A 24,388-nucleotide genomic window follows, 5' to 3' on the forward strand; every position below is an offset into this window, starting at 1 on the left:
GTACGCGAGCTGGGTTCAGAACGTCGTGAGACAGTTCGGTCCCTATCCGTCGCGGGCGCAGGAAATTTGAGAGGAGCTGTCCTTAGTACGAGAGGACCGGGATGGACGCACCGCTGGTGTACCAGTTGTTCTGCCAAGGGCATCGCTGGGTAGCTATGTGCGGACGGGATAAGTGCTGAAAGCATCTAAGCATGAAGCCCCCCTCAAGATGAGATTTCCCATTCCGCAAGGAAGTAAGATCCCTGAAAGATGATCAGGTTGATAGGTCTGAGGTGGAAGTGTGGCGACACATGGAGCTGACAGATACTAATCGATCGAGGACTTAACCTAAATGTTTGTGAATCGTCTGACCGTTATCTAGTTTTGAGAGAATGCCTCTCAAAAGCCAAAGGCAAGGAAACTCGGCTAAAGGCCCTCACATCCTGTGAGGAACGCCCAGTACCTTCATCCTGAAGGCAATAGTTTGGTGGCGATAGCGAAGAGGTCACACCCGTTCCCATGCCGAACACGGAAGTTAAGCTCTTCAGCGCCGATGGTAGTTGGGGGCTTCCCCCTGTGAGAGTAGGACGCCGCCAAGCGATGAAAAAGACCAGCTTATATAAGCTGGTCTTTTTTTGTCGGAACTTCATTGATACAAACACCTAACCCTTCCTGACTACATATACTAATCTAACCTTCAAAAACATTCTTAATTTTGTATACAAATGTTGTTCTTTGGGCATACTGAAACCCATGGAGGTGGAATGGATGAGTAAGTCTAATCATGGGGAAACGTGTATCATTTGTGAGGAAAATAAAACCGAAGGCATTCACCTTTATACGAAATTTTTATGTTCGGATTGTGAGAAAAAGATTATATCTACATCAACATCAGATCCTGAGTACTCTGACTATGTCAAAAAATTAAAGAGTCTCCGGACACCGCCATTATATTCTTAGACCGTTTTAGGTCTTTTTTTTAAGCCTTTAAGTCTGTATGGATCAAAGGTATAATGAAAGTGATGAAGACACGGTTAAGGTGTCTTTTTTGCTATACACCATGATTTTCGAGCTGAAACTTTGTTTAGCCGATATCCGTATAAGAAAGTAGTATAAAGAAACGACCGATTTATCATAAAAAAAGAAATTTATATATTAGGAGTAGTGGTGTAATGAAACCGATTCTTCATTTTATGCTTCGTGCAACTGCTGCAAGTGCATTGTCCGTGCTCCTTTGGTTCACCAGCTTCTTCGCGCTTAACCAGACTTTTCTGCTGTCTTCCGCTTATGCAGCCGGAACCTGGGTTGCCGTTTATCTTGGCGGGAAATGGTACGGAACCTATTTGTTTTTAAAAGAAAACCAGCTTACACGGCGGGAATATACCTATATAAAGCAAAATCTGCGGGAAGCTAAGCTGAAAATCGCCCGGTTAAGAAAAGCCTTGTTCGCAGTCAAAAACATTCAAACGATTAAACAAAATATAGAAATTCTCCGTATCGTCAGAAAAATTTACAGCATCACAAAGAACGAACCAAAGCGTTTTTACCAGGTTGAACGCTTTTATTATCAAAGCCTTGATTCAATTGTTGAACTGACGGAAAAGCATGCGTTTTTGGCGTCACAGCCAAAACGTAATGCGAAGCTTGAAGTTTCTTTAAGCGAAACACGCATGATGATCGATAAGCTTGCCAAGCAATTGGAAGACGACCTTTATGACTTGCTGAAAACAGACATTGACCACTTGGAGTTTGAACTGGACGTCGCAAAGCATTCAATGAAAAAAGGCTGACGGAGGAAAGCTGAAAATGAGCGAATATAAACCATCGTTACACAAAACTGGCGCACAGCTTAAAATTGATGATTTGCTTTCCGATCCTTTTGGACAAGGAGAAAAGTCTGTTTCCGGCATGGAGGAAGAACACCGCGGGCAGCAAGTAAATCTGGTTGATACGTTATCCGAAGAAAAACGCCGGCAAGCATTCCAACTGGCCGAACAGATCGATCCAAAACAACATGACAGCATGACTCTGTATGGAACGCAAGCTCAATCCAAACTCTTGAATTTTTCACACGAGATGCTTGAGCACGTCCAAAAAAAAGATATTGGTGAAATTGGGCAGGTCTTAAGCGACCTAATGAAAAAGCTTGAACAGGTCAGCCCTGATGAATTGAAAACTGAAAAAAGGAACTTTTTTTCCCGTTTTTTCGGAAGAGTATCCCATTCTGTTCAAGAAGTCTTATCAAGGTATCAAAAAACCGGCGCCCAAATAGACAGAATCAGCGTAAAACTTGAGCATTCCAAAAGCGCGCTGATCAATGATAATAAGATGCTCGAACGGCTGTATGAAAAAAATAAAGAATATTATGAAGCGCTGAATGTCTATATTGCAGCCGGTCAGCTGAAGCTTGAAGAATTAAAACATCAAACCATTCCCGAATTAAAAGAGAAATCGAAAACAGAACATCATCATATGGCCGTTCAGGATGTAAATGATATGATTCAGTTTGCCGACCGGCTGGAAAAGCGGGTTTATGATTTAACATTGAGCAGACAAATTACACTGCAGAGCGCCCCGCAAATCCGTTTAATCCAACACACAAATCAAGTGCTGGCGGAAAAGATCCAATCATCGATTATGACAGCAATTCCTCTTTGGAAAAATCAGGTTGCCATTGCGCTTACTCTGTTGAGGCAGCGCCGAGCCGTAGAAGCTCAAAAAAAGGTGTCAGCCACAACAAACGAACTGCTCTTGAAAAATGCCGAGATGCTGAAGGCCAACACGATCGAAACTGCCAAGGAAAATGAGCGCGGCTTTATCGATATCGAAACATTGAAACAAGTGCAGGACAATCTGATCGGAACGCTTGAGGAGACGCTTAAAATTCAAGAAGATGGCCGTTCAAAGCGCCTTCAGGCAGAAGAAGAAATAAGGGCAATGGAAGATGGTCTCAAGGCTAAGCTGCTGGACATGAAAGAAAACCAAAACCGTTTATCATAAGCAAGATAAACATTTACCAAAACGTCCGCCCTTTATGTAATCCGCCTTGAAGGGTATAATAAATGCAGAATGTCATACCGTCATCCGGGAGCACGAGGGTGACGAAGAAAATAGAGAAGATGACTAAAGGATCGGTTATATGAAGACACCTTTATATACAGCATTGGTGAACCATGCTGAAGGACATCATTATTCTTTTCACGTTCCGGGACATCACAATGGAGATGTCTTTTTTGATGAAGCGAAAACCTTTTTCGAAACGATTCTCAAAGTTGATCTAACTGAACTGACGGGTCTGGATGATTTGCATGAGCCATCAGGCGTCATCAAAGAAGCGCAGGATTTAGTTTCGCGGCTTTATGGCGCGGAAGAAAGTTTTTTTCTCGTCAATGGTTCGACCGTCGGGAATCTGGCGATGATCATGGCTGTTTGTCAGCCGGGTGACACGATACTTGTTCAGCGGAACTGCCATAAGTCTGTATTTCATGCGATTGAACTTTCAGGCGCCCATCCGGTTTTTTTGACGCCGGAAATTGATGAGGCGATGGCCGTTCCCACACATATATTGTACGAAACGGCAAAAGATGCAATTTCACAATATCCGCACGCTAAAGGAATCGTGCTGACATATCCCAATTACTACGGACATGCTGTTGATCTGAAGCCGATCATAGAAGAGGCCCATCAACACGACATTCCCGTTCTAGTCGACGAGGCTCACGGCGCCCATTTTGTGCTGGGCCATCCATTTCCCCAGTCGTCGCTGAAAGCGGGCGCCGATGTTGTCGTTCAGTCTGCGCACAAAACGCTCCCGGCGATGACAATGGGATCTTATCTGCATATTAACAGCCGCAGGATGAACAGGGACAGACTGGCATATTATCTCTCTGTACTTCAAAGCAGCAGTCCTTCTTATCCAATCATGGCATCTTTGGATATAGCCAGGGCATACGCCGAAGATATCTTGAAAACAAATCGAACAGCCGATATTGAGAAAGAGCTCCTCAACATGAGAGAAGCCTTTTCTCAAATAAACGGAGCCGAGATCGTCGAGCCGGCTGATGCCGGTATCCAGCAAGATCCGCTTAAGCTGTCTGTCAGATCAGCGTATGGCCACTCCGGTTTTGAACTGAAATCCATATTTGAAGCAAACGGCATCCATCCTGAATTGGCAGATGAAAGGCAAGTCCTGTTGATCCTGCCGCTTGAAGGAAAAAACAAGCCTGCGCCGGAACTGATCAGCACAATCGGCAAAGAAATCAGAGATACAGCTGTTCAACACGATTATCCTGCCGGAATCGGAATCCCTTCTGAAAAAGTCACAGCTTTGCCTTACCGGAAAAGCAAGTTGTCAGCCTTCAAAAAAGAATCGGTTCCTTTTACGGAAGCCGCGGGCAGAATAAGCGCGGAACCGGTCATACCGTACCCTCCGGGTATTCCGTTGATTATGGCGGGTGAGAGAATAACAAAAGAGACGATCAGCCGGCTGACGCGGCTCGTCGACCTGAATGTACACATTCAGGGCAGCAATCAGCTCAAACAAAAGCAATTAACTGTATATATAGAAGAGGAGAAATCATGAACGGATTATTTATTACTTTTGAAGGGCCTGAAGGTGCGGGGAAAACGACAATCCTTCAGGCTGCGGCAGACCAATTGACGAAAAACGGCTATTCTGTTCTCGCGACAAGAGAACCGGGCGGCATTGAAATATCTGAACGAATTCGCGAGGTTATTTTAAATCCAAGTCATACGGCTATGGATCCAAAAACCGAAGCCTTATTATATGCAGCCGCAAGAAGGCAGCATCTTGTCGAAAAAGTAAAACCGGCGCTTGAAGAAGGAAAAATCGTCTTATGCGACCGGTTCATCGACAGTTCACTTGCTTATCAGGGGTATGCCAGGGGACTCGGCATTGATGAAGTATTTTCTGTTAATCAATTTGCGATCGGCAATATGATGCCTAATATGACGATTTATTTCGACATCGACCCGGAAGAGGGAATGAAGCGGATCAATATAAATCATGCCAGAGAGAAGAACCGGCTTGATCTGGAAAAACTCCATTTTCATCAACTTGTTCAAAAAGGCTATAAAGAAGTTATGAACCGGTTTCCCGGCCGATTTCGGATCGTGGATGCCAGTCAGAATGTTGAACATGTGTTAAAAAGGGTAAATAACATCATTAAGGAAGCATTAAAAGAAAATCAGTTGTGACCTGTTTACCATTCATTGTTATAATGGTAGCAAGAGTATCCTTAAGTGTTTCCATCCAAAAGGGGGCTTTTCATATGAAGTTAATTATCGCTGTTGTTCAAGACCAAGACAGCAATAGGCTTTTAAAGGCTTTAACCGATCACAATTTTCGCGTGACTAAACTGGCGTCAACCGGCGGCTTTTTGAAATCGGGAAACACAACCTTCATGTTGGGTGTAGATGATATTCGAGTAGACAAAGCTTTAAGCTTGATAAAAGAAAACGGAAGCAAGCGCGATCAGCTGATTGCCCCTGTTTCTCCAATGGGCGGAAATGCCGATTCATATGTTCCTTATCCCGTTGAAGTTGAAGTGGGCGGAGCAACCGTTTTTGTACTGCCGATCGAGCAATTCCATCAATTTTAAGGGTTGAGGATATGAAAATAAGTCAAGAACTGCGTACAATGATAGAGAAACAGCAGACTCCGCCTGCAAGAGGAGAAAACGTTTCTGCTTCATTTAAAGAGAAGATGAATATACAAAGCGGCAAGCTACGAGTTGAACAGTTGACAATGCTTTTAACAGATATTGAAGCGTTCGGAAAACGCTTATCAAAGTCGAGGAACTTCAAGGATTTGGCCAGATTCAAAGGCTTGATCAAACGATTTGTAAAAGAGACCGTTGAAAACGGGCTGACGGTGGAGAATTCAAGAAGCTTCGATCTGTACGGAAACAGCCGGACATTGAGCATTGTAAAAGAACTGGACGAAAAGCTTGTGCAATTAACAGAGGACCTGATGGACCAAGAAAAATCTTCTATCGAACTTTTAGAACAGATTGGCGAAATCAAGGGTTTACTGATAAACCTTTACACATAGAGAGTGATGGTATGGCTACAACCTGGACAGAAATGCAGAAGCTTCAGCCACGGGTCATGAAGCTTTTGCAAAATAGTATAGAAAGAAACCGGCTTGCCCATGCCTATTTATTTGAAGGGCGCAAAGGGACGGGCAAATTAGACGCGGCAATCCTTCTGGCAAAAAGCTTTTTTTGCCTTGAAGACGGGGCGGAGCCATGTGAGTCGTGCCGGAACTGCCAGCGGATTGAATCAGGAAACCATCCGGACGTTCACGTCGTGCATCCGGACGGACTTTCGATTAAAAAGGGACAAATTCAGGCGCTTCAAGAAGAGTTTTCAAAGACCGGTTTGGAATCGCATAAAAAGCTGTACATTATCTCCCATGCCGATCAAATGACGGTCAATGCGGCGAACAGCCTTCTGAAGTTTTTAGAGGAGCCGAGCAGCGATACAATCGCTGTTCTTTTAACGGAACAGCCGCAAAAATTGCTCGATACGATCATATCGAGATGCCAAGTTTTATCCTTTCAGTCGTTGCAGCCCGAATCAATTGAAAAGGAACTGATCAAACAAGAGGTCTCACCGAATATTGCTGCCCTTTTGTCGAATATGACAAACAATTTATCGGAAGCGCTCGAATTGAGTCGAAATGATCAGTTTGCAGAGTCGCGAGCGAAAGTGATAAAATTGTATGAAGTCTTACACCAGCGAAAAGGACATGCTTTTTTCTATATTCAAGATCAGTGGATGCCCTTTTTCAAGGAGAAAGACCACCAAGAAATGGGTCTTGATATGCTTTTATTTATATATCGCGACGTGTTGTCCATTCAGTTGGGACATGAAGATAAAATACTATTTCAGGACTTATTCCAATCATTAAAACAGCATGCGCTGCAAACAACACAACAAAGAGTGACAAACCAGATACTTGCTGTTTTAGAAGCAAAAAAACGGCTTTATTCCAATGTGAATGCTCAAGGATTAATGGAGCACTTGGTTTTAATGCTGCAGGAGGGATAAGCTTGTACAACGTTATTGGTGTCCGTTTTAAAAAAGCGGGCAAAATATATTATTTCGATCCGAACGGATTTCAGATAGATAAAGACAGCTGTGTGATCGTCGAAACGGTTCGCGGTGTTGAATACGGGCAGGTTGTCATCGCCAACAAGAAAGTAGACGAGAACGATGTCGTGCTGCCTTTAAGAAAAGTGATCAGAGTTGCGGATGAGCGCGACCGCCTGATCGTTGAAGAGAATCAAGAAGCTGCGCTGTCCGCCTTTGATGTCTGCCAGAAAAAGGTTAACGAGCACGGCCTTGAGATGAAGCTGGTCGATGTGGAATTCACTTTTGACCGCAACAAAGTCATTTTTTATTTTACGGCTGACGGAAGAGTCGATTTTAGAGAACTCGTCAAAGATTTGGCGTCAATCTTTAAAACGAGAATCGAACTGAGGCAAATCGGCGTCAGGGATGAAGCGAAGATGCTGGGCGGCATCGGACCGTGCGGAAGAATGCTTTGCTGTTCCACATTTTTAGGTGATTTTGAGCCCGTGTCTATTAAAATGGCAAAGGATCAAAATCTGTCGCTGAATCCGACGAAGATTTCCGGACTATGCGGACGGCTGATGTGCTGTCTGAAATATGAAAACGATGAATACGAAACAGCAAAAGAACAGCTTCCGGATATTGGGGAAGTGATCGCCACGTCCAACGGCCCGGCAAAAGTCGTCGGCTTGAATATTCTTGAACGCATTCTCCAAGTTGAACTGACAGACTGTGACAAAGTCGTTGAATATACGTGGGATGAGCTGTTGCAAGAAGGTGTCGTATCTGCACAAACCACAGATTAACGAGGTGTGAAACCTTGGATAAAAAAGAATTGTTTGATACAGTGATAAGTTTAGAAGAACAAATCGGGTCCCTTTACCGCCAGCTTGGAGATCTCAAGCAGCATATCGGGGAAATGATTGAAGAAAACAATCATTTACAGCTTGAAAACGAGCATTTGCGCAAGAGGCTGGAAGAAACGGATCAAAGGCTAAAAAACGCAAAATCCGATGAAAAAGAGATAAAAGCAGAAAAGACAGGGCATGCTGATATTGGAGAAGGCCATGATAATTTGGCGCGCCTGTATCAGGAGGGTTTCCATATTTGCAACATCCATTACGGAAGTGTTCGCAAAGAAGGAGACTGCCTGTTCTGCCTCTCGTTCTTAAATAAAAAATAAGAAAGGCTTCCGGCGGAACGGAAGCCTTTTTAACGGTACAATGTGTTTAGGAAAGGGAAAAGACATGATTCAATTAAAAGACGATGAACGACTGGATTATTTACTTGCAGAAGATATGAAAATCGTGCAAAGCCCGACAGTTTTTGCGTTTTCCTTAGACGCCGTTCTGCTGTCGAAATTTGCATATGTTCCGATACAAAAAGGAAACATCATTGATCTGTGCACAGGGAACGGGATTGTTCCGCTGCTTCTCAGCACCCGCACAAAAGCCGCCATCACCGGGGTGGAAATTCAGGAAAGGCTGTATGACATGGCTCTCCGCAGCGTGGAATACAACAACCTACAAAAACAGATTCATCTCATCAGGGACGACTTGAACAATATGCCGCAGGTGCTCGGATATAATAAAGCTGATGTCGTCACATGCAATCCTCCTTATTTCAAGACGCCGCAAAAAACGGAGCAAAACTTAAATGAACATCTGGCCATTGCCAGACATGAAATTTACTGCACGCTTGAAGACGTCGTTCGCGTCAGCAGCAAGCTGTTAAAGCAGGGCGGCAAACTCGCTCTCGTTCACCGGCCGGGGAGGCTGCTCGAAATCTTTGAATTGATGAAGGCCTTCCAAATCGAGCCGAAGCGCGTCCAGTTTGTTTACCCGAAAAAAAGTAAAGAGGCCAACACCATTTTAGTGGAAGGAATAAAAGACGGCCGGCCTGACCTGAAAATTCTGCCTCCTTTATTCGTATATGATGAACAAGATCAATATACACCTGAAATAAGGAAGATTTTATATGGAGACGAGTAGCCATTATTTTTATGTGCTTTCGTGCCGGGACGGTAGCTTGTACGCCGGCTATACAAACAATATCGAGAAGCGCCTGAAAACCCATAATGACGGGAAAGGCGCGAAGTATACGAGGGCAAGGCTGCCGGTAAAACTCCATTATGCAGAGTGCTTTTCAACAAAGCGAGAGGCGATGCAGGCCGAATACTATTTTAAAAAATTATCGAGAAAGAACAAAGAACGTTATATAGAAGAAAAAAGACGGGAGGGTGTTGATTATCAACCGGCAAAAGAGCTTTGACCAAAAATCAGACATGGGCATGTTATATCTCGTTCCGACACCCATCGGCAATTTGGAGGATATGACATTTCGAGCGGTTTCTGTGTTGAAAGAGGCGGACATTATCGCTGCGGAGGATACGAGGCAGACGAAGAAATTGTGCCATGTATACGAAATCGAGACACAGCTTGTCAGCTACCATGAACACAATAAAGAAAGCAGCGGACACAAAATTTTGGAATGGCTGAAAGAAGGTAAAAATGTCGCGCTGGTCAGTGACGCCGGAATGCCGACAATATCTGACCCCGGGGCTGAAATCGTCCGCGATTTTATCGAAATGGGCGGCTATGTCGTGCCTTTGCCCGGTGCAAATGCCGCTTTGACCGCACTGATAGCCTCAGGCATTGCGCCGCAGCCGTTTTTCTTTTTCGGTTTTTTGGACCGTAACAAACGGGAAAGGAAAAAACAGCTCGAGGCTTTGAAAAACAGACAGGAGACGATGATTTTTTACGAGTCCCCGCATCGGCTGAAAGAAACCTTGTCAGCCATCAGAGAGGTATTCGGCAACCGGCAAATCGCATTGACAAGGGAACTCACGAAAAAATTTGAAGAGTTTATCAGAGGTTCGATCGAAGAAGCACTCACATGGGCTGAACAGGAACAGGTGCGCGGAGAGTTTTGCCTTGTGATCGAGGGAAGCCGTGAAGAAACGATCGAAGAGTCGTTCTGGTGGGAGCACCTTTCAGAAAAAGAACATGTCGAGCATTATATCAGCGAAGGATATCATTCAAAAGAAGCCATTAAAAAAACCGCGGTAGACCGCGGCGTTCCGAAACGGAAAATTTATGACGCTTATCATATTCAAAACTAAAAAAACCGCCCTTGCTTCGGCAAGAGCGGTTTTTGTATAATCAAAATAATTATTTTTGAGATTGAAGTTGTGCTTGAATTTCGTTAATGATTTGCTCAGCGCCTTCAGGGCTAAGAACCAATTTACCGCCTGCAAGTTTAAGGTTGTCATCAGAAACTTCACCTGTAACTTGGCAAGTCATGTTTGGTTTATATTTTTTCAAGATGATTTTTTCGTCATCTACATAGATTTCAAGAGCGTCTTTTTCCGCGATTCCAAGCGTACGGCGAAGTTCGATCGGAATCACCACGCGTCCTAGCTCATCAACTTTACGTACAATACCTGTAGATTTCATATTCATTCTCCTCCCGAAAGATTGTTATTTTTATAGGTGTTTATTATCTTCGTCATTATTCGACAAAATCCTTACAGTCCTAGCATAACAAGGTTTCCAATAAACGTCAATCATTTTCTTTTCTATTGTTTGTAAAAATTAGATCATATAGTCAAAAGACCTTGGAAGAACTGATGTAACAAGGGAAATGAAGATGATAAAACAGTAGGATCAATCAAAAAAAAGCCCTTAAATCAAGACTTTCGAACTAAGGTTTTTCCTCATATCGATTATATACGACATTATTCGACAATGAAAGCATTTTTTTGTCGAAGTATAATATTTCTTTCTGTTAAAAAATTTGTAATCGACCGTATTCATGATGGATCGACAATGTATATTTTCTTGAACTTGAAGGCTAAGATGGTATCATATAAAGAGGGATTATATATTGAGTATATACTGAATGAATACACATGCCGCTCTCGTCCTTTGGGCGGGAGTTTTTTGACATTTTAATTGGGAGGTTCCATCATGCCGCAAGAAAAAAATACGTTTTACATCACTACACCCATTTATTACCCAAGTGGAAAGCTACATATTGGACATGCCTACACAACCGTTGCCGGTGATGCGATGGCTCGGTATAAAAGACTGAGAGGCTTTGATGTCAGGTACTTAACAGGTACAGATGAGCACGGACAAAAAATCCAGCAAACGGCGGAGAAGGAAAATATTACTCCGCAGGAATTGGTCGATCGTGCGGCAGAAGACATTCAGCAGCTTTGGAAAAAGCTCGACATATCCAATGACGATTTCATACGGACGACAGAGGAACGTCATAAAAACGTGATCGAAAAGGTTTTTCAGAAGCTGCTTGACAATGGTGATATATATCTTGATGAATATGAAGGCTGGTACAGCATACCTGACGAAACGTTTTACACCGAAACCCAGCTCGTTGATGTTGAGCGAAACGAAAAAGGCGAGGTAATCGGAGGAAAAAGTCCTGACAGCGGCCATCCCGTTGAGTTAATCAAAGAGGAATCTTACTTCTTCCGCATGGGAAAATATGCGGACCGGCTGCTCGCTTTCTATGAAGAAAATCCTGAATTCATTCAGCCTGAATCCCGCAAAAATGAAATGATCAACAACTTTATTAAACCGGGTCTTGAGGATTTGGCTGTTTCCCGGACGACGTTCGACTGGGGAATAAAAGTGCCCGGCAACCCGAAGCATGTCATCTATGTTTGGATAGACGCGCTGTTTAATTACATTACGGCACTTGGCTTTAATACGGCAAACGATGAAAATTATCAAAAATATTGGCCGGCAGACGTTCATCTTGTCGGTAAAGAGATCGTCCGTTTCCATACCATTTACTGGCCGATTATGCTGATGGCATTGGACCTTCCGCTGCCGAAAAAAGTTTTTGCCCACGGATGGCTGCTGATGAAAGACGGAAAAATGTCTAAATCAAAAGGAAATGTGGTCGATCCAGTCACATTAATCGACAAATACGGACTTGATGCATTGCGTTATTATCTTCTCCGCGAAGTGCCGTTCGGTTCTGACGGCGTATTTACACCGGAAGGATTTGTCGAGCGGATTAACTATGATTTAGCGAATGATTTAGGCAACCTGTTAAACAGAACGGTCGCCATGGTCAACAAATACTTTGACGGCCGGGTTCAGTCATACGAAGGCCCGGTTACCGCTTTTGACGAACAGTTGTCATCATTCTCACAAAAGACAATTGAAGCGTACGAACAGGCGATCGAAAATATGGAGTTTTCTGTAGCGCTTTCTTCATTGTGGCAGTTTGTCAGCAGAACGAATAAATACATTGACGAGACAGCCCCATGGGTACTGGCAAAAGATAAGGACAAAGAAAAAGATCTTCAATCGGTCATGTACCATTTGGCAGAGTCGTTGCGCATCACTGCTGTATTGCTGCAGCCGTTCTTAACGCAGACGCCTGAAAAGATTTTTGCACAGCTCGGTGTTACGGATGCGTCATTGAAAAACTGGGACAGCATTAAAAGCTTCGGCCAGCTGAAATCGGTCAAAGTTCAAAAAGGAGAACCGTTGTTCCCGCGTCTTGAAGCGGAAGATGAAGTCGCTTATATCAAATCAAAAATGCAGGGAACGGCTCCAAAAGAAGAACCGAAACAAGAGGAAAAAGCAATTGAAAGGCTTCCGGAAATCACGATAGACGATTTTATGAGCACGGAGCTGAGAGTGGCTGAAGTCATCCATGCCGAACCCGTCAAAAAAGCGGACCGTCTGTTAAAGCTTCAGCTTGATTTGGGCTTTGAAAAACGCCAGGTCGTTTCAGGAATTGCCAAGCACTACAAACCTGAAGATCTTGTCGGCCGGAAAGTCATTTGTGTAACAAACTTAAAACCGGTCAAACTAAGAGGAGAACTTTCTCAAGGCATGATATTGGCTGGAGAAGACAACGGCGTTCTGTCGCTTGCAGCGGTAGACAGTTCATTATCAAACGGAACGCGAATCAAATAAATGTTGGCAAAGGGTGTTCCACGTGTAACATTTCGTCGAACACCTTTTGTTTTTCGACAATATCTAAAAAAGGTGGCATTTTGATGTTATTTGATACACATGCACATTTAAATGCCGAGCAATTTAATGAGGATTTGGAAGAAGTCATTGCTCGGGCAAAGGAAGAAAAAGTGGAGCACATTGTTGTTGTGGGATTCGATCGTCCGACGATTAAGCGCGCAATGGAATTGATTGAAGCATACGATTTTATTTATGCTGCCATCGGGTGGCATCCGGTTGATGCAATTGATATGACCGATGAAGATTTGGCTTGGATCAAAGACCTCTCTGCCCATGAAAAAGTTGTGGCGATCGGTGAAATGGGACTTGATTATCATTGGGATAAGTCGCCGAAGGACGTTCAAAAAGAGGTGTTCAGAAAACAGATTGCTTTGGCAAAAGAAGTCGGCTTGCCAATCGTGATTCACAACCGTGATGCAACAGAGGATGTCGTTTCTATTTTGCGGGAAGAAGGGGCCGAGGAAGTCGGCGGGATCATGCACTGTTATACCGGAAGCGCCGAAATTGCACAAGAGTGCATAAATATGAATTTCTACCTATCTTTCGGCGGTCCCGTCACATTTAAAAATGCCAAAAAGCCGAAGGAAGTGGTCAAACAAATACCAAATGACCGACTTTTAATTGAGACGGACTGCCCGTATTTAACGCCGCATCCATACAGAGGAAAGCGGAATGAACCAAGCTATGTGAAGCTTGTCGCCGAACAAATTGCTGAATTGAAAGGGATGACTTATGAAGAAATAGCGGCCATCACCACAGAAAATGCAAAAAAACTTTTCGGCATCAGCTGACACGATTTGATATCGAGCCTTGTTCAAGCTTGTCTCTTCGGGGGACGGTTCTAAAAAGTTCTACATGTCTGTTTGCACTCATAGGATATCTTTGTCGACAAGTCTTTCTTTCTTTTATGAGGTGGTTTTCCCATAATAAAAGAGATGGCGGGCTTGCGGAGAAATAGAGAGGAGGGTTGACAGGCTTGTAGATACTCTATATAATCTCCCCGAGGAGAAGGAGGCGTTTTTCATCATACAAAAAATGAAAAAGCTGTTTTCCGTAAAGCTTAGCAAAAGCAGGTGGATACTGATTGCTGCTGGACTGCTTGTCGCAGGAAGCGGAACTGCTTACGGAGCACATGAGCTCGCTAAACAGCAAGTCACCATTTCGATAAACGGGAAAAAGCAGGATGTTCGCACGAATGCGGAAACCGTAGGTGAACTGCTGAAAAGCTTAGACATCGAGACGAGGAAAGAAGATCACATCTCTCCCGCTGAAGATACAAAATTAACGGCGAACACGAATGTTGAGTATGTTGCCGCAAAACCTGTTCATTTCGCGGTCGACGGACAGGAAAAAGAAATCTGGACAACAGCGGGTACTGTCGGCAAACTGCTGAAAGATTTAAATCTAGAGTTGGCGGAACACGATCAAATTGAACCCTCAGTTGATAAAGAAATAACGAAAGACATGAAGCTGACTTTGCAAAGGGCTTTTAAAGTAACCGTAAAGGATGCCGGTAAAGATAAAGATATATGGACGACTTCGACTACGGTCGCTGACTTTTTAAAACATCATAAGATCAGCATAAAAGGCGATGATGAAGTTAAGCCTGCGCTTGATAAAAAGCTGACAAAAGATCAGGCGATTCACATTACTCGTATCAAAAAAGTCACCGATGTAGTGGAAGAGAACATCCCTTTTGAAGTCCGCAAAAAAGAGGACGATTCACTTGAAAAGGGGAAAGAAAAAGTTGTACGGGACGGTAAACATGGCAAGCTTAAAAAGCACTATGCCGTTGTGATGAAAAACGGCAAGGAAGTTTCCAGAGAACTGGTTAAAGAGGAAACAGCCGCTGAAAGCAAAGCCAAAATCATTGCTGTCGGTACAAAGCAAGCCGCAGTGGCTACAGTCAGCGCGAATGTATCACGCGGAAATCAATCCTCAGGAAAAGAATTTTATGTATCCTCTACAGCTTATACGGCAAGCTGCAACGGATGCTCTGGCCACACTGCGACCGGCGTTAACTTGAAAAATAATCCGGGTGCTAAAGTGATCGCTGTCGATCCGAGCGTCATTCCGCTGGGTTCTAAAGTACATGTAGAAGGATATGGCTACGCGGTTGCAGCCGATACAGGCTCAGCCATCAAAGGCCGTAAAATCGATGTATTCTTTCCGAGTAAGTCTACAGCTTACCGCTGGGGTAACAAAAGAGTTAAAATCAAGGTGTTGAACTAAATATCATTTATTACGCTTCTTATATAAGCAGAGGGATTTTGCGCCCTCTGTTTTTTTGGTTATAATAGATCCATCTTGTTTTCTAATTAATTAGACGGTTTTATTACAAAAAGGTTTCAATAATTTTAAAAATGTAATAAAAGGTTTTTCACTATACGGAGGAAGAAATGAAGATTAAAGAAATCATTGTTGTCGAAGGCCGTGATGACACAGCAAAAATCAAATCGGCTGTTGATGCTGATACGATTGAAACGAACGGATCTGCCATAGGGGAAGACGTCATCAAACGGATTCGGCTTGCCCAGGAAACGCGCGGGGTCATTATTTTAACCGATCCTGATTTCCCGGGGGAAAAAATCAGAAAAACGATTGCAGAAAAAGTCCCCGGCTGCAAGCATGCATTTTTACCCAAGCATTTGGCAAAGCCTAAAAATAAGCGCGGAATCGGTGTTGAACATGCTTCGCTTGAGGCAATCCGCAAATGCTTAAAAACCGTTCAGGAGGAAATGGAGGCGACGGAACCTGAGATTGAGGCTCGGGATTTAATCGAAGCCGGCCTGATCGGGGGCCCTCTGGCAAAACAAAGGCGGGAGCGGCTCGGCGAGATATTGAATATCGGCTATACAAATGGGAAACAGCTTCAAAAGCGGCTGCAAATGTTTCAGATCAAAAAGAGTGATTATTTAAGCGCACTGGATGTTGTGCTGCGGGAGGAAGAGCATGAATAAAGATATCGCCACCCCAATTAGAACTAAGGAAATTCTCAATAAATACGGATTTTCATTCAAAAAAAGCCTGGGGCAGAACTTCTTGATTGATACGAACATATTGGACAGAATTGTCGACCATGCGGGAGTGACGGAGCGTACCGGCGTGATTGAAATCGGTCCGGGGATCGGGGCATTGACCGAGCAGCTGGCAAAGCGTGCGAAGAAAGTGACGGCCTTCGAAATCGACCAAAGGCTCCTGCCGATTTTAAAAGATACGCTTTCTCCGTATGATAATGTGACTGTCATTCACCAGGATGTCCTGAAAGCCGATGTCCGGGCGGTAATGGACGAGCAGTTTCAAGACTGCGATGAGGTGATGGTTGTCGCCAACCTCCCGTATTACGTCACGACTCCGATCATCATGAAGCTTTTAGAAGAAAATCTGCCGCTGAAAGGGATCGTCGTCATGCTTCAAAAAGAGGTGGCGGACCGAATGGCTGCGAAACCTTCTACAAAGGAATACGGGTCCCTTTCCATCGCGGTTCAGTTTTATACCGAAGCCAAAACGGTCATGAATGTGCCAAAGACTGTATTTGTCCCTCAGCCTAACGTGGATTCCGCGGTCATCAGGCTGACGCTGAGGGGAGAACCGGCTGTTGCGGTTCAAGATGAAGCCTTTTTCTTTCAAGTCGTAAAATCCAGCTTTGCACAGCGCCGAAAAACGCTTTTCAACAACCTCGTTAACAACCTGCCGAATGGCAAGGAGAATAAATCAAAAATTGAAAGAGCGCTTCAGGATTCACAAATCGACGGAAAACGACGCGGAGAATCGCTGAGCATTGAAGAGTTCGCTGTCTTATCTGACCGCTTGAGAGCAGTCCTTCTTTAATGGAGGGCTTTTTTTATTTGAAGCCGGGCTTTAAGCCTGATCAGGCTTGTCATCCGTTCACCACTTGAAGGGCGGGCACATAGGCTAAAGAAGCACCTTTACTTTTCATTGCTTTATATTCATCAGGATGGGGCTTAGTCTATGTGTGGAGTGAAAAGCATGCAATTTAAAATAGGCGATATGGTCGTCAGAAAATCTTATCGAAGAGATATCTTATTTCGAATTATACGAATTGATCAATCGGCAAATGGAGAACCTGTGGCCGTTTTGCACGGAGATGAGGTCAGATTAATCGCTGACGCATATTTAACGGACTTGGAGATGGTCCGCGAGGCTGAGCGGCAGATGAGAAAGCGGGAAGAAGAATCGAGAATGAAGGAATCCCTCGATCTTCTCCGCCAGGATTACAAACTCCTTCACAATAAACATGAGTACCGCGCCACAAACCAATATAACAATCAACAGCAGTACTTTCATATGCCTGGAAGAGTCCTTCATTTAGACGGGGATTCGGCTTATTTAAAAAAATGTCTGGCGCTCTATGAAAAGATCGGGGTTCCTGTATACGGCATTCATTGTTATGAAAAGAAAATGTCATCGGTCATCGAGGAACTGATCGATGAGTACCGCCCGGATCTTCTCGTCATCACCGGACACGATGCCTATTCTAAGCAGAAGGGTGATATTAACAATCTGGATGCCTACAGGCATTCAAAAGATTTTATCGAAACCGTTCAAAAAGCGAGAAAAAAAATTCCCCATCTTGATCAGCTTGTCATTTTTGCAGGCGCATGCCAGTCCCATTTTGAATCACTGATCAGAGCCGGTGCAAATTTTGCAAGCTCTCCGTCAAGAGTCAACATCCATGCGCTTGATCCGGTCTATATAGTCGCAAAAATCAGCTTCACTCCGTTTATGGACCGCATTAACGTCTGGGAAGTGCTCAGAAACACCCTGACGAGGGAAAAGGGACTCGGAGGCATTGAGACGCGAGGCGTATTGAGAATCGGAATGCCATATAAAACAAAAGAAAACGATTAAACGAGCCCGCCGGATGGCGGGTTTTTGCCATACAGCCGAATGTTTTTACCTTTTTTTAAAAAAACATACATAATGAAACGAAAAATGAGGAAAATAAGGGAAAGTCGGCGTATAATTTGTCACAAATATTTTATTGACAGAGGCTTATGAACGTTGATATAATTTAAATTTTATTTGACAAAAATGGGCTTCTGGTGTATACTGAATATAGTGAGGTGGATGCAATGGCGAAAACGTTGTCCGATATTAAAAGATCGCTTGATGGACATTTGGGAAAAAGGCTGACGTTAAAAGCAAACGGTGGCCGCCGAAAAACGATTGAGCGTTCGGGCATTTTAGCTGAGACGTACCCTTCTGTTTTTGTGATACAACTAGACCAAGACGAGAATTCGTTTGAAAGAGTTTCATACAGTTATGCGGATATTCTTACTGAGACGGTTGAATTGAGATTTTCTGATGATAAAACCAGCTCAGTAGCCCTTTAATAAGCAGCGGACTTTATGTTTGCTGCTTTTTGTTTTGCCTTTTTTTATCCAGAATTTTTCGGGGAAGTTCTGCACAAATCGAGCAAAGCTAATACATGTCACTTGTTTTATGATGAGTCAGACGGATGGTATGATACTTGAAAGGGGCTGTTTCGCATGGGCAGACGTCGAAGCATCATGTCAGAGGAATTCAAAAATGAATTGGCTAAGGATCTTGGATTTTACGACACGGTAAAAACCGAGGGCTGGGGCGGAATTCGGGCCAGAGACGCCGGTAACATGGTGAAGAGGGCCATTGAATTAGCCGAACAGCATATGGCTCAAAACCAGCAAAATCATTAAAACAGTGACATACGGAGGGCGCTTCTGTCCTCCGTTTTTTTCATTGATCTGCATTCAGCCGATCAGGTGCTGCAAACGCCTTGAGGATTCGCTGAAGGGGGCAATCGCGATCTGCGGGAATGACCGCATGCTAAGAGCGCGGTGTCCTGCACGTGCGCATGCATTTGTACTTGTATGGAAAATGACCGCATGCTAAAGGCGCGGCGTCCTGCGCGGGCGCATGCATTTGTACGTCCTGTACTTCAAAATATGTTACAATGTGGATACTTATGTTTAGATGGAGAAGTAGGTGAATGGATTGCGTATTTTAGAGAAGGCGCCGGCTAAAATTAATTTGTCGCTCGACGTTCGCCGCAAACGTCCAGATGGGTATCATGAAGTAGAGATGGTCATGACGACAATTGATTTGGCGGATCGGATTGAATTAACCGAGCTGGCAGAAGATAAAGTAACGGTTTCTTCGCATAACCGCTTTGTTCCCGACGATCAGCGAAACCTTGCTTATCAGGCTGCAATGCTCATGAAAGAACGATACGGCATTAAAAAAGGTGTTTCTATATTTATTACGAAAGTGATTCCCGTTGCTGCGGGGCTTGCGGGAGGAAGCAGCGATGCGGCTGCCGTCTTCAGAGGGCTGAACCGGCTGTGGGATTTGAAGCTTTCGATGAATGAACTGGCTGAGCTTGGCGCTGAGATCGGATCTGATGTCTCCTTTTGCGTACATGGAGGAACGGCTCTTGCAACGGGAAGAGGAGAGAAAATCAGTCATATCGAGACTCCGCCGCACTGCTGGGTTGTGCTGGCAAAGCCGACGATCGGCGTATCAACTGCAGAAGTGTACAAGCAGCTGAAAGTCGATGAGATTGAACATCCGGATGTTCAAGGTATGATTTCTGCGATCGAAGAGAAGAATTTTCAAAAAATGTGCGACAAACTCGGCAATGTTCTCGAATCTGTTACATTGAATATGCATCCCGAAGTCGCGATGATCAAAAATCAAATGAAGCGGTTTGGCGCCGATGCTGTGCTGATGAGCGGGAGCGGCCCCACTGTGTTCGGATTGGTTCAATACGAATCAAAAGTACAAAGAATCTATAACGGATTAAGAGGGTTTTGCGATCAGGTTTATGCGGTGCGGATGATCGGAGAACAAAATGAACTTGATTAAATCCGTATGTTAAGTTATATTATTTTTAAAAATATTCGGATTTTGGAGGTAAGTGCATGAAGTTTCGTCGAAGCGGCAGATTGGTGGATCTGACAAATTATTTGTTGACCCATCCGCATGTCTTAGTGCCATTAACCTTCTTTTCAGAACGGTATCAATCTGCTAAATCATCCATTAGTGAAGATTTAACCATTATTAAGCAGACCTTCGAGCAGCAGGGGATCGGGACGCTTCAGACCGTGCCGGGAGCAGCAGGCGGCGTTAAATACATTCCAAAGGTAAAACGCGATGAAGCGGAGGAATTTGTAAAGTCGCTCGGTGAGTCATTGATCGATTCGGAACGGATATTGCCCGGCGGATATTTGTATTTAACCGATATCCTTGGCAAGCCCTCTGTATTAACGAAGGCCGGCAAGATTTTTGCTTCAGCTTTTTCAGACAGGGAGATCGATGTCGTGATGACGGTGGCGACAAAAGGAATTCCTCTGGCATATGCGGTAGCCAGCTACCTTGATGTGCCGACAGTGGTCGTCAGAAAAGACAATAAGGTAACTGAAGGTTCAACGGTCAGCATTAACTATGTGTCTGGATCTTCCAACCGCATTCAGACGATGTCTCTTGCAAAACGCAACTTGCAGACGGGCTCGCGCGTTTTGATTATAGACGACTTTATGAAAGCGGGAGGAACGATCAACGGTATGATCAATCTTCTCGAGGAATTCAATGCCCATGTAGCAGGCATCGGTGTTCTTGTGGAGGCTCAGGGAGTCAAGGAGCGGCTGGTCGATGAGTACATGTCCCTTTTGACTCTTTCTGAAATTGATATGAAGGAAAAAAAGGTGGAAATCCAAAACGGAAACTTTCAGTGTTTTTTTGCAGACAATGAATAGGAAATGGGGAGTTTGAGATGACAAAGGTTGTTCAGACAAAAGAAGCACCGGCGGCGATCGGACCGTATTCACAAGGAATTGTTGTCAATAATATGTTTTACAGTTCAGGGCAAATTCCACTGACCCCGTCGGGTGAAATGGTGACTGGAGACATCACAGAACAGACGCATCAAGTTTTCCGCAATTTAAAAGCCGTGCTGAAAGAAGCGAACGCCTCTCTGGAGACTGTCGTCAAAGCAACTGTGTTTTTGGCGGATATGAATCAGTTCGCAGAGGTGAATGAAGTTTACGGACAGTACTTCGATACCCACAAACCGGCGAGATCATGTGTTGAGGTGGCAAGGCTGCCGAAAGACGCGCTCGTTGAAATAGAAGTCGTCGCATTAGTAAAATAGAAAAAACGCCGAAAAGATGGTTTTGGTCTCCAAAATCATCTTTTTTGTTTGGAAAATTTGTCAATTCAGTGTTTTTTTATCCCAATATTACAAAAATATTTTTAATTATGCAGGAAAACAAAAAAAACCGTTGAATAGTTACACTAATGTTTTTATATTGGGAAAAGGTGGTGAACTACTGTGGAAGTTACCGACGTAAGATTACGCCGCGTGAATACCGATGGTCGCATGAGAGCGATTGCATCCATCACGCTGGATCACGAATTTGTAGTGCATGATATTCGTGTAATTGATGGAAACAATGGTCTTTTCGTTGCGATGCCAAGTAAGCGTACACCTGATGGAGAATTTCGTGATATCGCTCATCCAATCAACTCAAGCACCCGCGGAAAAATTCAGGACGCGGTGTTAAATGAATATCATCGTTTGGGTGACGTTGAGGAAATAGAATATGAAGAAGCTGGAGCTTCTTAAAAAAAGAAGGGCTTATGGATAAGCCCTTTTTGTTTTGAAAAAAAATAATCTTATCATAATAAAATGACAATATATGGTTCGTGATTGCGTATAACAGAAACAGGAGGTAAAACATATGGCGGTTTGAGAATCCCATCCCGAAGGAATCAATTTGTCTCCCTGATCAGTGAATCCTAAATATACTCTGAATATCCAAAATATGCTGTCTTGATTTTCTGATTTCTCATTTTGGCTTGCTTGAAATCAACTCATATTTAGGATATATTTTTCTATGGATAATAGGGATAATGGAGGCCAATACATGGATAAGCGGTTTGCAGTTGTGTTAGCAGCTGGTCAAGGAACAAGAATGAAATCAAAGCTTTATAAAGTTCTTCATCCGGTTTGCGGAAAACCTATGGTCGAGCATGTTGTCGACGAAGCTCGCAAGCTATCATTAGAAAAACTTGTCACAATAGTTGGACATGGAGCCGAAGATGTCAAAAAACACCTCGGGGAAAAAAGCGAATATGCCCTGCAGGCTGAACAGCTCGGAACAGCCCATGCCGTTAAGCAGGCCAAGTCGATTCTTGGAAGCGAAAAAGGAACGACTATCGTCATTTGCGGAGATACACCGCTTTTAACTGCCGAAACGATGGAAGCCATGCTCAATGAGCACCAGAAAAAAGCAGCAAAAGTGACGATTTTAACCGCTGTAGCGGAGGATCCGACAGGCTACGGACGCATTATTCGCAATGAAAACGGCGATGTTGCAAAAATTGTCGAACATAAAGATGCAACAGACGAGGAAAGACTTGTCAAAGAAATTAACACAGGAACTTATTGTTTTGACAACGAAGCTCTTTTTCAAACGATCGAGCAGGTTTCCAATGACAACGTACAAGGGGAATATTATCTTCCGGATGTCATTGAGATCTTGAAAAATCAAGGTGAGACTGTAGCCGCTTATCAGACTGGCAACTTCCAGGAAACGCTCGGAGTCAATGACAGAGTCGCCCTTTCACAAGCGGAAATTTATATGAAGCAGCGGATCAATAAACGCCACATGGGAAACGGCGTAAGCTTAATCGACCCCGACAACACATATATTTCACCGGAAGCCGTCATCGGCAGAGATACCGTGATTTATCCCGGCACCGTTATTAAAGGGCGGGTTGTCATCGGTGAGGACGCGGTCATCGGACAGAACAGCGAACTCGAAAACAGTACGATCGGCAGCAGAACGGTTATTAAGCAGTCCGTTGTCGTGAACAGTGAAGTCGGTGACGATGTTACAATTGGACCGTTTGCTCATATCAGACCCGATTCAAAGATCGGCAATGAGGTAAGGATCGGGAATTTCGTCGAAGTGAAAAAATCGGAATTTGGTGATCGCAGCAAAGCATCTCATTTAAGCTACATAGGGGACGCGGAAATCGGAACGGATGTCAATCTTGGCTGCGGGTCGATTACCGTAAATTATGATGGGAAACATAAGTTCAAAACGAAGATTGAAAATGGGGCATTTATCGGCTGCAACTCCAATTTGGTCGCTCCGGTGACAATCGGTGAAGGTGCATACGTCGCTGCGGGTTCAACGATTACCGACGATGTACCAGGCAAGGCTTTGTCTATTGCCAGAGCAAGACAAGTCAACAAAGAAGACTACGCTGAGAACATACACAAAAAATAATCCTAAATCGGAGGTTTACCATGTCTAAATATGAAGACGACAATTTGAAGATTTTTTCTTTAAACTCAAATCCGGGTCTTGCGAAGGAAATCGCAGATATCGTCGGAGTTGAGCTGGGAAAGAGTTCTGTTAAACGCTTTAGCGACGGTGAGGTTCAAATTAATATTGAAGAAAGCATCCGCGGCTGCGACTGCTATGTCATCCAATCGACAAGCGCACCGGTGAACGAGCATATTATGGAGCTTTTGATTATGGTAGATGCGCTGAAACGCGCATCGGCGAAAACGATTAATATCGTGATGCCTTACTACGGCTATGCCCGTCAGGACCGTAAAGCCCGTTCCCGTGAGCCGATCACAGCCAAACTGGTGGCAAACCTGCTCGAAACCGCCGGAGCTACCCGTGTGATTGCACTTGATCTTCACGCGCCGCAAATCCAAGGTTTCTTTGATATACCGATCGATCATTTAATGGGTGTTCCGATTTTAGGTAATTATTTTGAAGAGAAAAATTTCAAGGATGTCGTGATCGTGTCCCCTGACCACGGCGGTGTGACGCGTGCCCGCAAATTGGCGGACCGCTTGAAAGCGCCGATTGCGATTATCGATAAACGCCGACCTAAGCCGAATGTAGCCGAGGTTATGAATATCATCGGACATATTGAAGGGAAAACAGCCATTTTAATTGATGATATTATTGATACGGCAGGAACGATTACGCTTGCGGCTAATGCGCTCGTCGAAAGCGGCGCAGAGGAAGTGTATGCATGCTGTACACATCCGGTTCTTTCCGGTCCGGCGATCGAAAGAATCGACAATTCGAAAATTAAAGAGCTCGTTGTGACCAACAGCATTGAGCTTCCTGAAGAAAAGAAAATCGCGAAGTTCAAGCAGCTTTCTGTTGCACCGCTTCTGGCAGAAGCGATTATTCGTGTGCATGAAAAACAATCTGTCAGCTTCCTGTTCGATTAATTTGCTGATTCTGGTTTAAAGTTTT

The 24,388-nt window shown here is 44.1% G+C and carries 27 protein-coding genes, 2 rRNA genes and 1 pseudogene (1 of these 30 cut by a window edge); 29 read left to right on the forward strand and 1 reads right to left on the reverse strand.

All coding sequences use genetic code 11. The features are described from left to right. The 15 genes from MKZ04_RS17190 to rsmI all read left to right on the forward strand — a co-directional run. Positions 1–330 (forward strand): 23S ribosomal RNA (locus MKZ04_RS17190); it begins 2,600 nt to the left of the window's first position. 132 nt (positions 331–462) lie between these two features. Continuing rightward, positions 463–578, forward strand: a 5S ribosomal RNA gene (rrf, locus tag MKZ04_RS17195). Between the two features lie 169 nt (positions 579–747). Continuing rightward, the gene (locus MKZ04_RS17200) at positions 748–939 is read left to right on the forward strand and encodes a sigma factor G inhibitor Gin (protein ID WP_020449787.1); all 192 of its coding nucleotides are present in this window, start codon (positions 748–750) and stop codon (positions 937–939) included. 212 nt (positions 940–1,151) lie between these two features. After that, positions 1,152–1,769 (forward strand): 5-bromo-4-chloroindolyl phosphate hydrolysis family protein, encoded by a 618-nt coding sequence (locus MKZ04_RS17205; protein ID WP_023855986.1) that lies wholly within the window; start codon positions 1,152–1,154, stop codon positions 1,767–1,769. A gap of 16 nt (positions 1,770–1,785) precedes the next feature. Beyond that, on the forward strand, positions 1,786–2,979 hold the full coding sequence (locus MKZ04_RS17210) for a toxic anion resistance protein (protein ID WP_328031813.1): 1,194 nt from the start codon (positions 1,786–1,788) through the stop codon (positions 2,977–2,979). Between the two features lie 139 nt (positions 2,980–3,118). Next, a complete protein-coding gene (locus MKZ04_RS17215; RefSeq protein ID WP_318602750.1) occupies positions 3,119–4,561 on the forward strand; it encodes an aminotransferase class I/II-fold pyridoxal phosphate-dependent enzyme in 1,443 nt (480 codons plus the stop codon). After that, positions 4,558–5,196 (forward strand): dTMP kinase, encoded by a 639-nt coding sequence (gene tmk / locus MKZ04_RS17220; protein ID WP_026579005.1) that lies wholly within the window; start codon positions 4,558–4,560, stop codon positions 5,194–5,196. The genes MKZ04_RS17215 and tmk overlap by 4 nt, the downstream gene beginning before the upstream one ends. A 74-nt stretch (positions 5,197–5,270) precedes the next feature. After that, positions 5,271–5,600, forward strand: a complete 330-nt coding sequence (locus MKZ04_RS17225) for a cyclic-di-AMP receptor (protein ID WP_003178156.1) — start codon at positions 5,271–5,273, stop codon at positions 5,598–5,600. A gap of 11 nt (positions 5,601–5,611) precedes the next feature. Then, the gene (locus tag MKZ04_RS17230; protein ID WP_020449792.1) at positions 5,612–6,052 is read left to right on the forward strand and encodes a YaaR family protein; all 441 of its coding nucleotides are present in this window, start codon (positions 5,612–5,614) and stop codon (positions 6,050–6,052) included. An 11-nt stretch (positions 6,053–6,063) separates the two neighbouring features. Beyond that, positions 6,064–7,053: a DNA polymerase III subunit delta' gene (gene holB / locus MKZ04_RS17235; protein WP_341046471.1), complete on the forward strand. Its 990-nt coding sequence runs from the start codon at positions 6,064–6,066 to the stop codon at positions 7,051–7,053. 2 nt (positions 7,054–7,055) lie between these two features. Then, positions 7,056–7,883, forward strand: a complete 828-nt coding sequence (locus MKZ04_RS17240) for a PSP1 domain-containing protein (RefSeq protein ID WP_020449794.1) — start codon at positions 7,056–7,058, stop codon at positions 7,881–7,883. 14 nt (positions 7,884–7,897) lie between these two features. Continuing rightward, the gene (gene yabA, locus MKZ04_RS17245; protein ID WP_020449795.1) at positions 7,898–8,260 is read left to right on the forward strand and encodes a DNA replication initiation control protein YabA; all 363 of its coding nucleotides are present in this window, start codon (positions 7,898–7,900) and stop codon (positions 8,258–8,260) included. Between the two features lie 64 nt (positions 8,261–8,324). Beyond that, positions 8,325–9,068, forward strand: a complete 744-nt coding sequence (locus MKZ04_RS17250; protein ID WP_020449796.1) for a tRNA1(Val) (adenine(37)-N6)-methyltransferase — start codon at positions 8,325–8,327, stop codon at positions 9,066–9,068. Continuing rightward, positions 9,055–9,348, forward strand: a complete 294-nt coding sequence (locus MKZ04_RS17255) for a GIY-YIG nuclease family protein (RefSeq protein ID WP_020449797.1) — start codon at positions 9,055–9,057, stop codon at positions 9,346–9,348. Before MKZ04_RS17250 ends, MKZ04_RS17255 begins: the two co-directional genes overlap by 14 nt. Beyond that, the gene (rsmI, locus tag MKZ04_RS17260; protein ID WP_142238597.1) at positions 9,323–10,198 is read left to right on the forward strand and encodes a 16S rRNA (cytidine(1402)-2'-O)-methyltransferase; all 876 of its coding nucleotides are present in this window, start codon (positions 9,323–9,325) and stop codon (positions 10,196–10,198) included. Before MKZ04_RS17255 ends, rsmI begins: the two co-directional genes overlap by 26 nt. Positions 10,199–10,247: 49 nt before the next feature. Here the strand turns inward: rsmI and MKZ04_RS17265 are convergent, their stop codons facing one another. Then, positions 10,248–10,538 carry an AbrB/MazE/SpoVT family DNA-binding domain-containing protein gene (locus MKZ04_RS17265; RefSeq protein WP_085959887.1) on the reverse strand — a complete coding sequence of 97 codons (291 nt, stop codon included), beginning with the start codon at positions 10,536–10,538 and terminating at the stop codon, positions 10,248–10,250. 507 nt (positions 10,539–11,045) lie between these two features. Between MKZ04_RS17265 and metG the strand changes: the two genes are divergently transcribed. The 14 genes and pseudogenes from metG to MKZ04_RS17335 all read left to right on the forward strand — a co-directional run bounded on the left by metG (position 11,046) and on the right by MKZ04_RS17335 (position 24,363). After that, positions 11,046–13,034: a methionine--tRNA ligase gene (gene metG / locus MKZ04_RS17270; RefSeq protein WP_341046474.1), complete on the forward strand. Its 1,989-nt coding sequence runs from the start codon at positions 11,046–11,048 to the stop codon at positions 13,032–13,034. An 83-nt stretch (positions 13,035–13,117) separates the two neighbouring features. Continuing rightward, positions 13,118–13,885, forward strand: a complete 768-nt coding sequence (locus tag MKZ04_RS17275; RefSeq protein ID WP_020449800.1) for a TatD family hydrolase — start codon at positions 13,118–13,120, stop codon at positions 13,883–13,885. Between the two features lie 244 nt (positions 13,886–14,129). Continuing rightward, entirely contained in the window at positions 14,130–15,326 is a 1,197-nt protein-coding gene (locus tag MKZ04_RS17280; protein WP_020449801.1) for a G5 and 3D domain-containing protein, read from the forward strand. 167 nt (positions 15,327–15,493) lie between these two features. Continuing rightward, the gene (gene rnmV, locus MKZ04_RS17285; protein WP_341046477.1) at positions 15,494–16,054 is read left to right on the forward strand and encodes a ribonuclease M5; all 561 of its coding nucleotides are present in this window, start codon (positions 15,494–15,496) and stop codon (positions 16,052–16,054) included. Then, positions 16,047–16,925 (forward strand): 16S rRNA (adenine(1518)-N(6)/adenine(1519)-N(6))-dimethyltransferase RsmA, encoded by an 879-nt coding sequence (gene rsmA, locus MKZ04_RS17290; RefSeq protein WP_020449803.1) that lies wholly within the window; start codon positions 16,047–16,049, stop codon positions 16,923–16,925. The genes rnmV and rsmA overlap by 8 nt, the downstream gene beginning before the upstream one ends. Before the next feature lie 159 nt (positions 16,926–17,084). Further along, entirely contained in the window at positions 17,085–17,966 is an 882-nt protein-coding gene (gene yabG, locus MKZ04_RS17295; RefSeq protein ID WP_023855980.1) for a sporulation peptidase YabG, read from the forward strand. Between the two features lie 224 nt (positions 17,967–18,190). After that, complete coding sequence (gene veg, locus MKZ04_RS17300; protein ID WP_003178187.1) at positions 18,191–18,451, forward strand: biofilm formation stimulator Veg; 261 nt, start codon at positions 18,191–18,193, stop codon at positions 18,449–18,451. 156 nt (positions 18,452–18,607) lie between these two features. Continuing rightward, the gene (locus MKZ04_RS17305; protein WP_003178189.1) at positions 18,608–18,793 is read left to right on the forward strand and encodes a small, acid-soluble spore protein, alpha/beta type; all 186 of its coding nucleotides are present in this window, start codon (positions 18,608–18,610) and stop codon (positions 18,791–18,793) included. A 298-nt stretch (positions 18,794–19,091) separates the two neighbouring features. Then, positions 19,092–19,961 (forward strand): 4-(cytidine 5'-diphospho)-2-C-methyl-D-erythritol kinase, encoded by an 870-nt coding sequence (gene ispE, locus MKZ04_RS17310; protein WP_341047180.1) that lies wholly within the window; start codon positions 19,092–19,094, stop codon positions 19,959–19,961. 56 nt (positions 19,962–20,017) lie between these two features. Continuing rightward, positions 20,018–20,871 (forward strand): annotated as a pseudogene (purR, locus tag MKZ04_RS17315) (pur operon repressor); the annotation flags it as partial. After that, a complete protein-coding gene (gene ridA / locus MKZ04_RS17320) occupies positions 20,869–21,246 on the forward strand; it encodes a 2-iminobutanoate/2-iminopropanoate deaminase (protein WP_020449807.1) in 378 nt (125 codons plus the stop codon). The pseudogene purR and the gene ridA, both read left to right, overlap by 3 nt. 180 nt (positions 21,247–21,426) lie before the next feature. Next, the gene (spoVG, locus tag MKZ04_RS17325; protein WP_003178198.1) at positions 21,427–21,720 is read left to right on the forward strand and encodes a septation regulator SpoVG; all 294 of its coding nucleotides are present in this window, start codon (positions 21,427–21,429) and stop codon (positions 21,718–21,720) included. A gap of 301 nt (positions 21,721–22,021) precedes the next feature. Next, positions 22,022–23,392 carry a bifunctional UDP-N-acetylglucosamine diphosphorylase/glucosamine-1-phosphate N-acetyltransferase GlmU gene (glmU, locus tag MKZ04_RS17330; protein WP_079289492.1) on the forward strand — a complete coding sequence of 457 codons (1,371 nt, stop codon included), beginning with the start codon at positions 22,022–22,024 and terminating at the stop codon, positions 23,390–23,392. 20 nt (positions 23,393–23,412) lie between these two features. After that, positions 23,413–24,363, forward strand: coding sequence for a ribose-phosphate diphosphokinase (locus MKZ04_RS17335; RefSeq protein WP_020449809.1), 951 nt, complete (start codon positions 23,413–23,415; stop codon positions 24,361–24,363). Positions 24,364–24,388 lie beyond the last annotated feature (25 nt).

The sequence above is a fragment of the Bacillus sp. FSL W7-1354 genome (assembly GCF_038002405.1).
GTDB classification, from domain to species: Bacteria; Bacillota; Bacilli; order Bacillales; family Bacillaceae; genus Bacillus; species Bacillus paralicheniformis.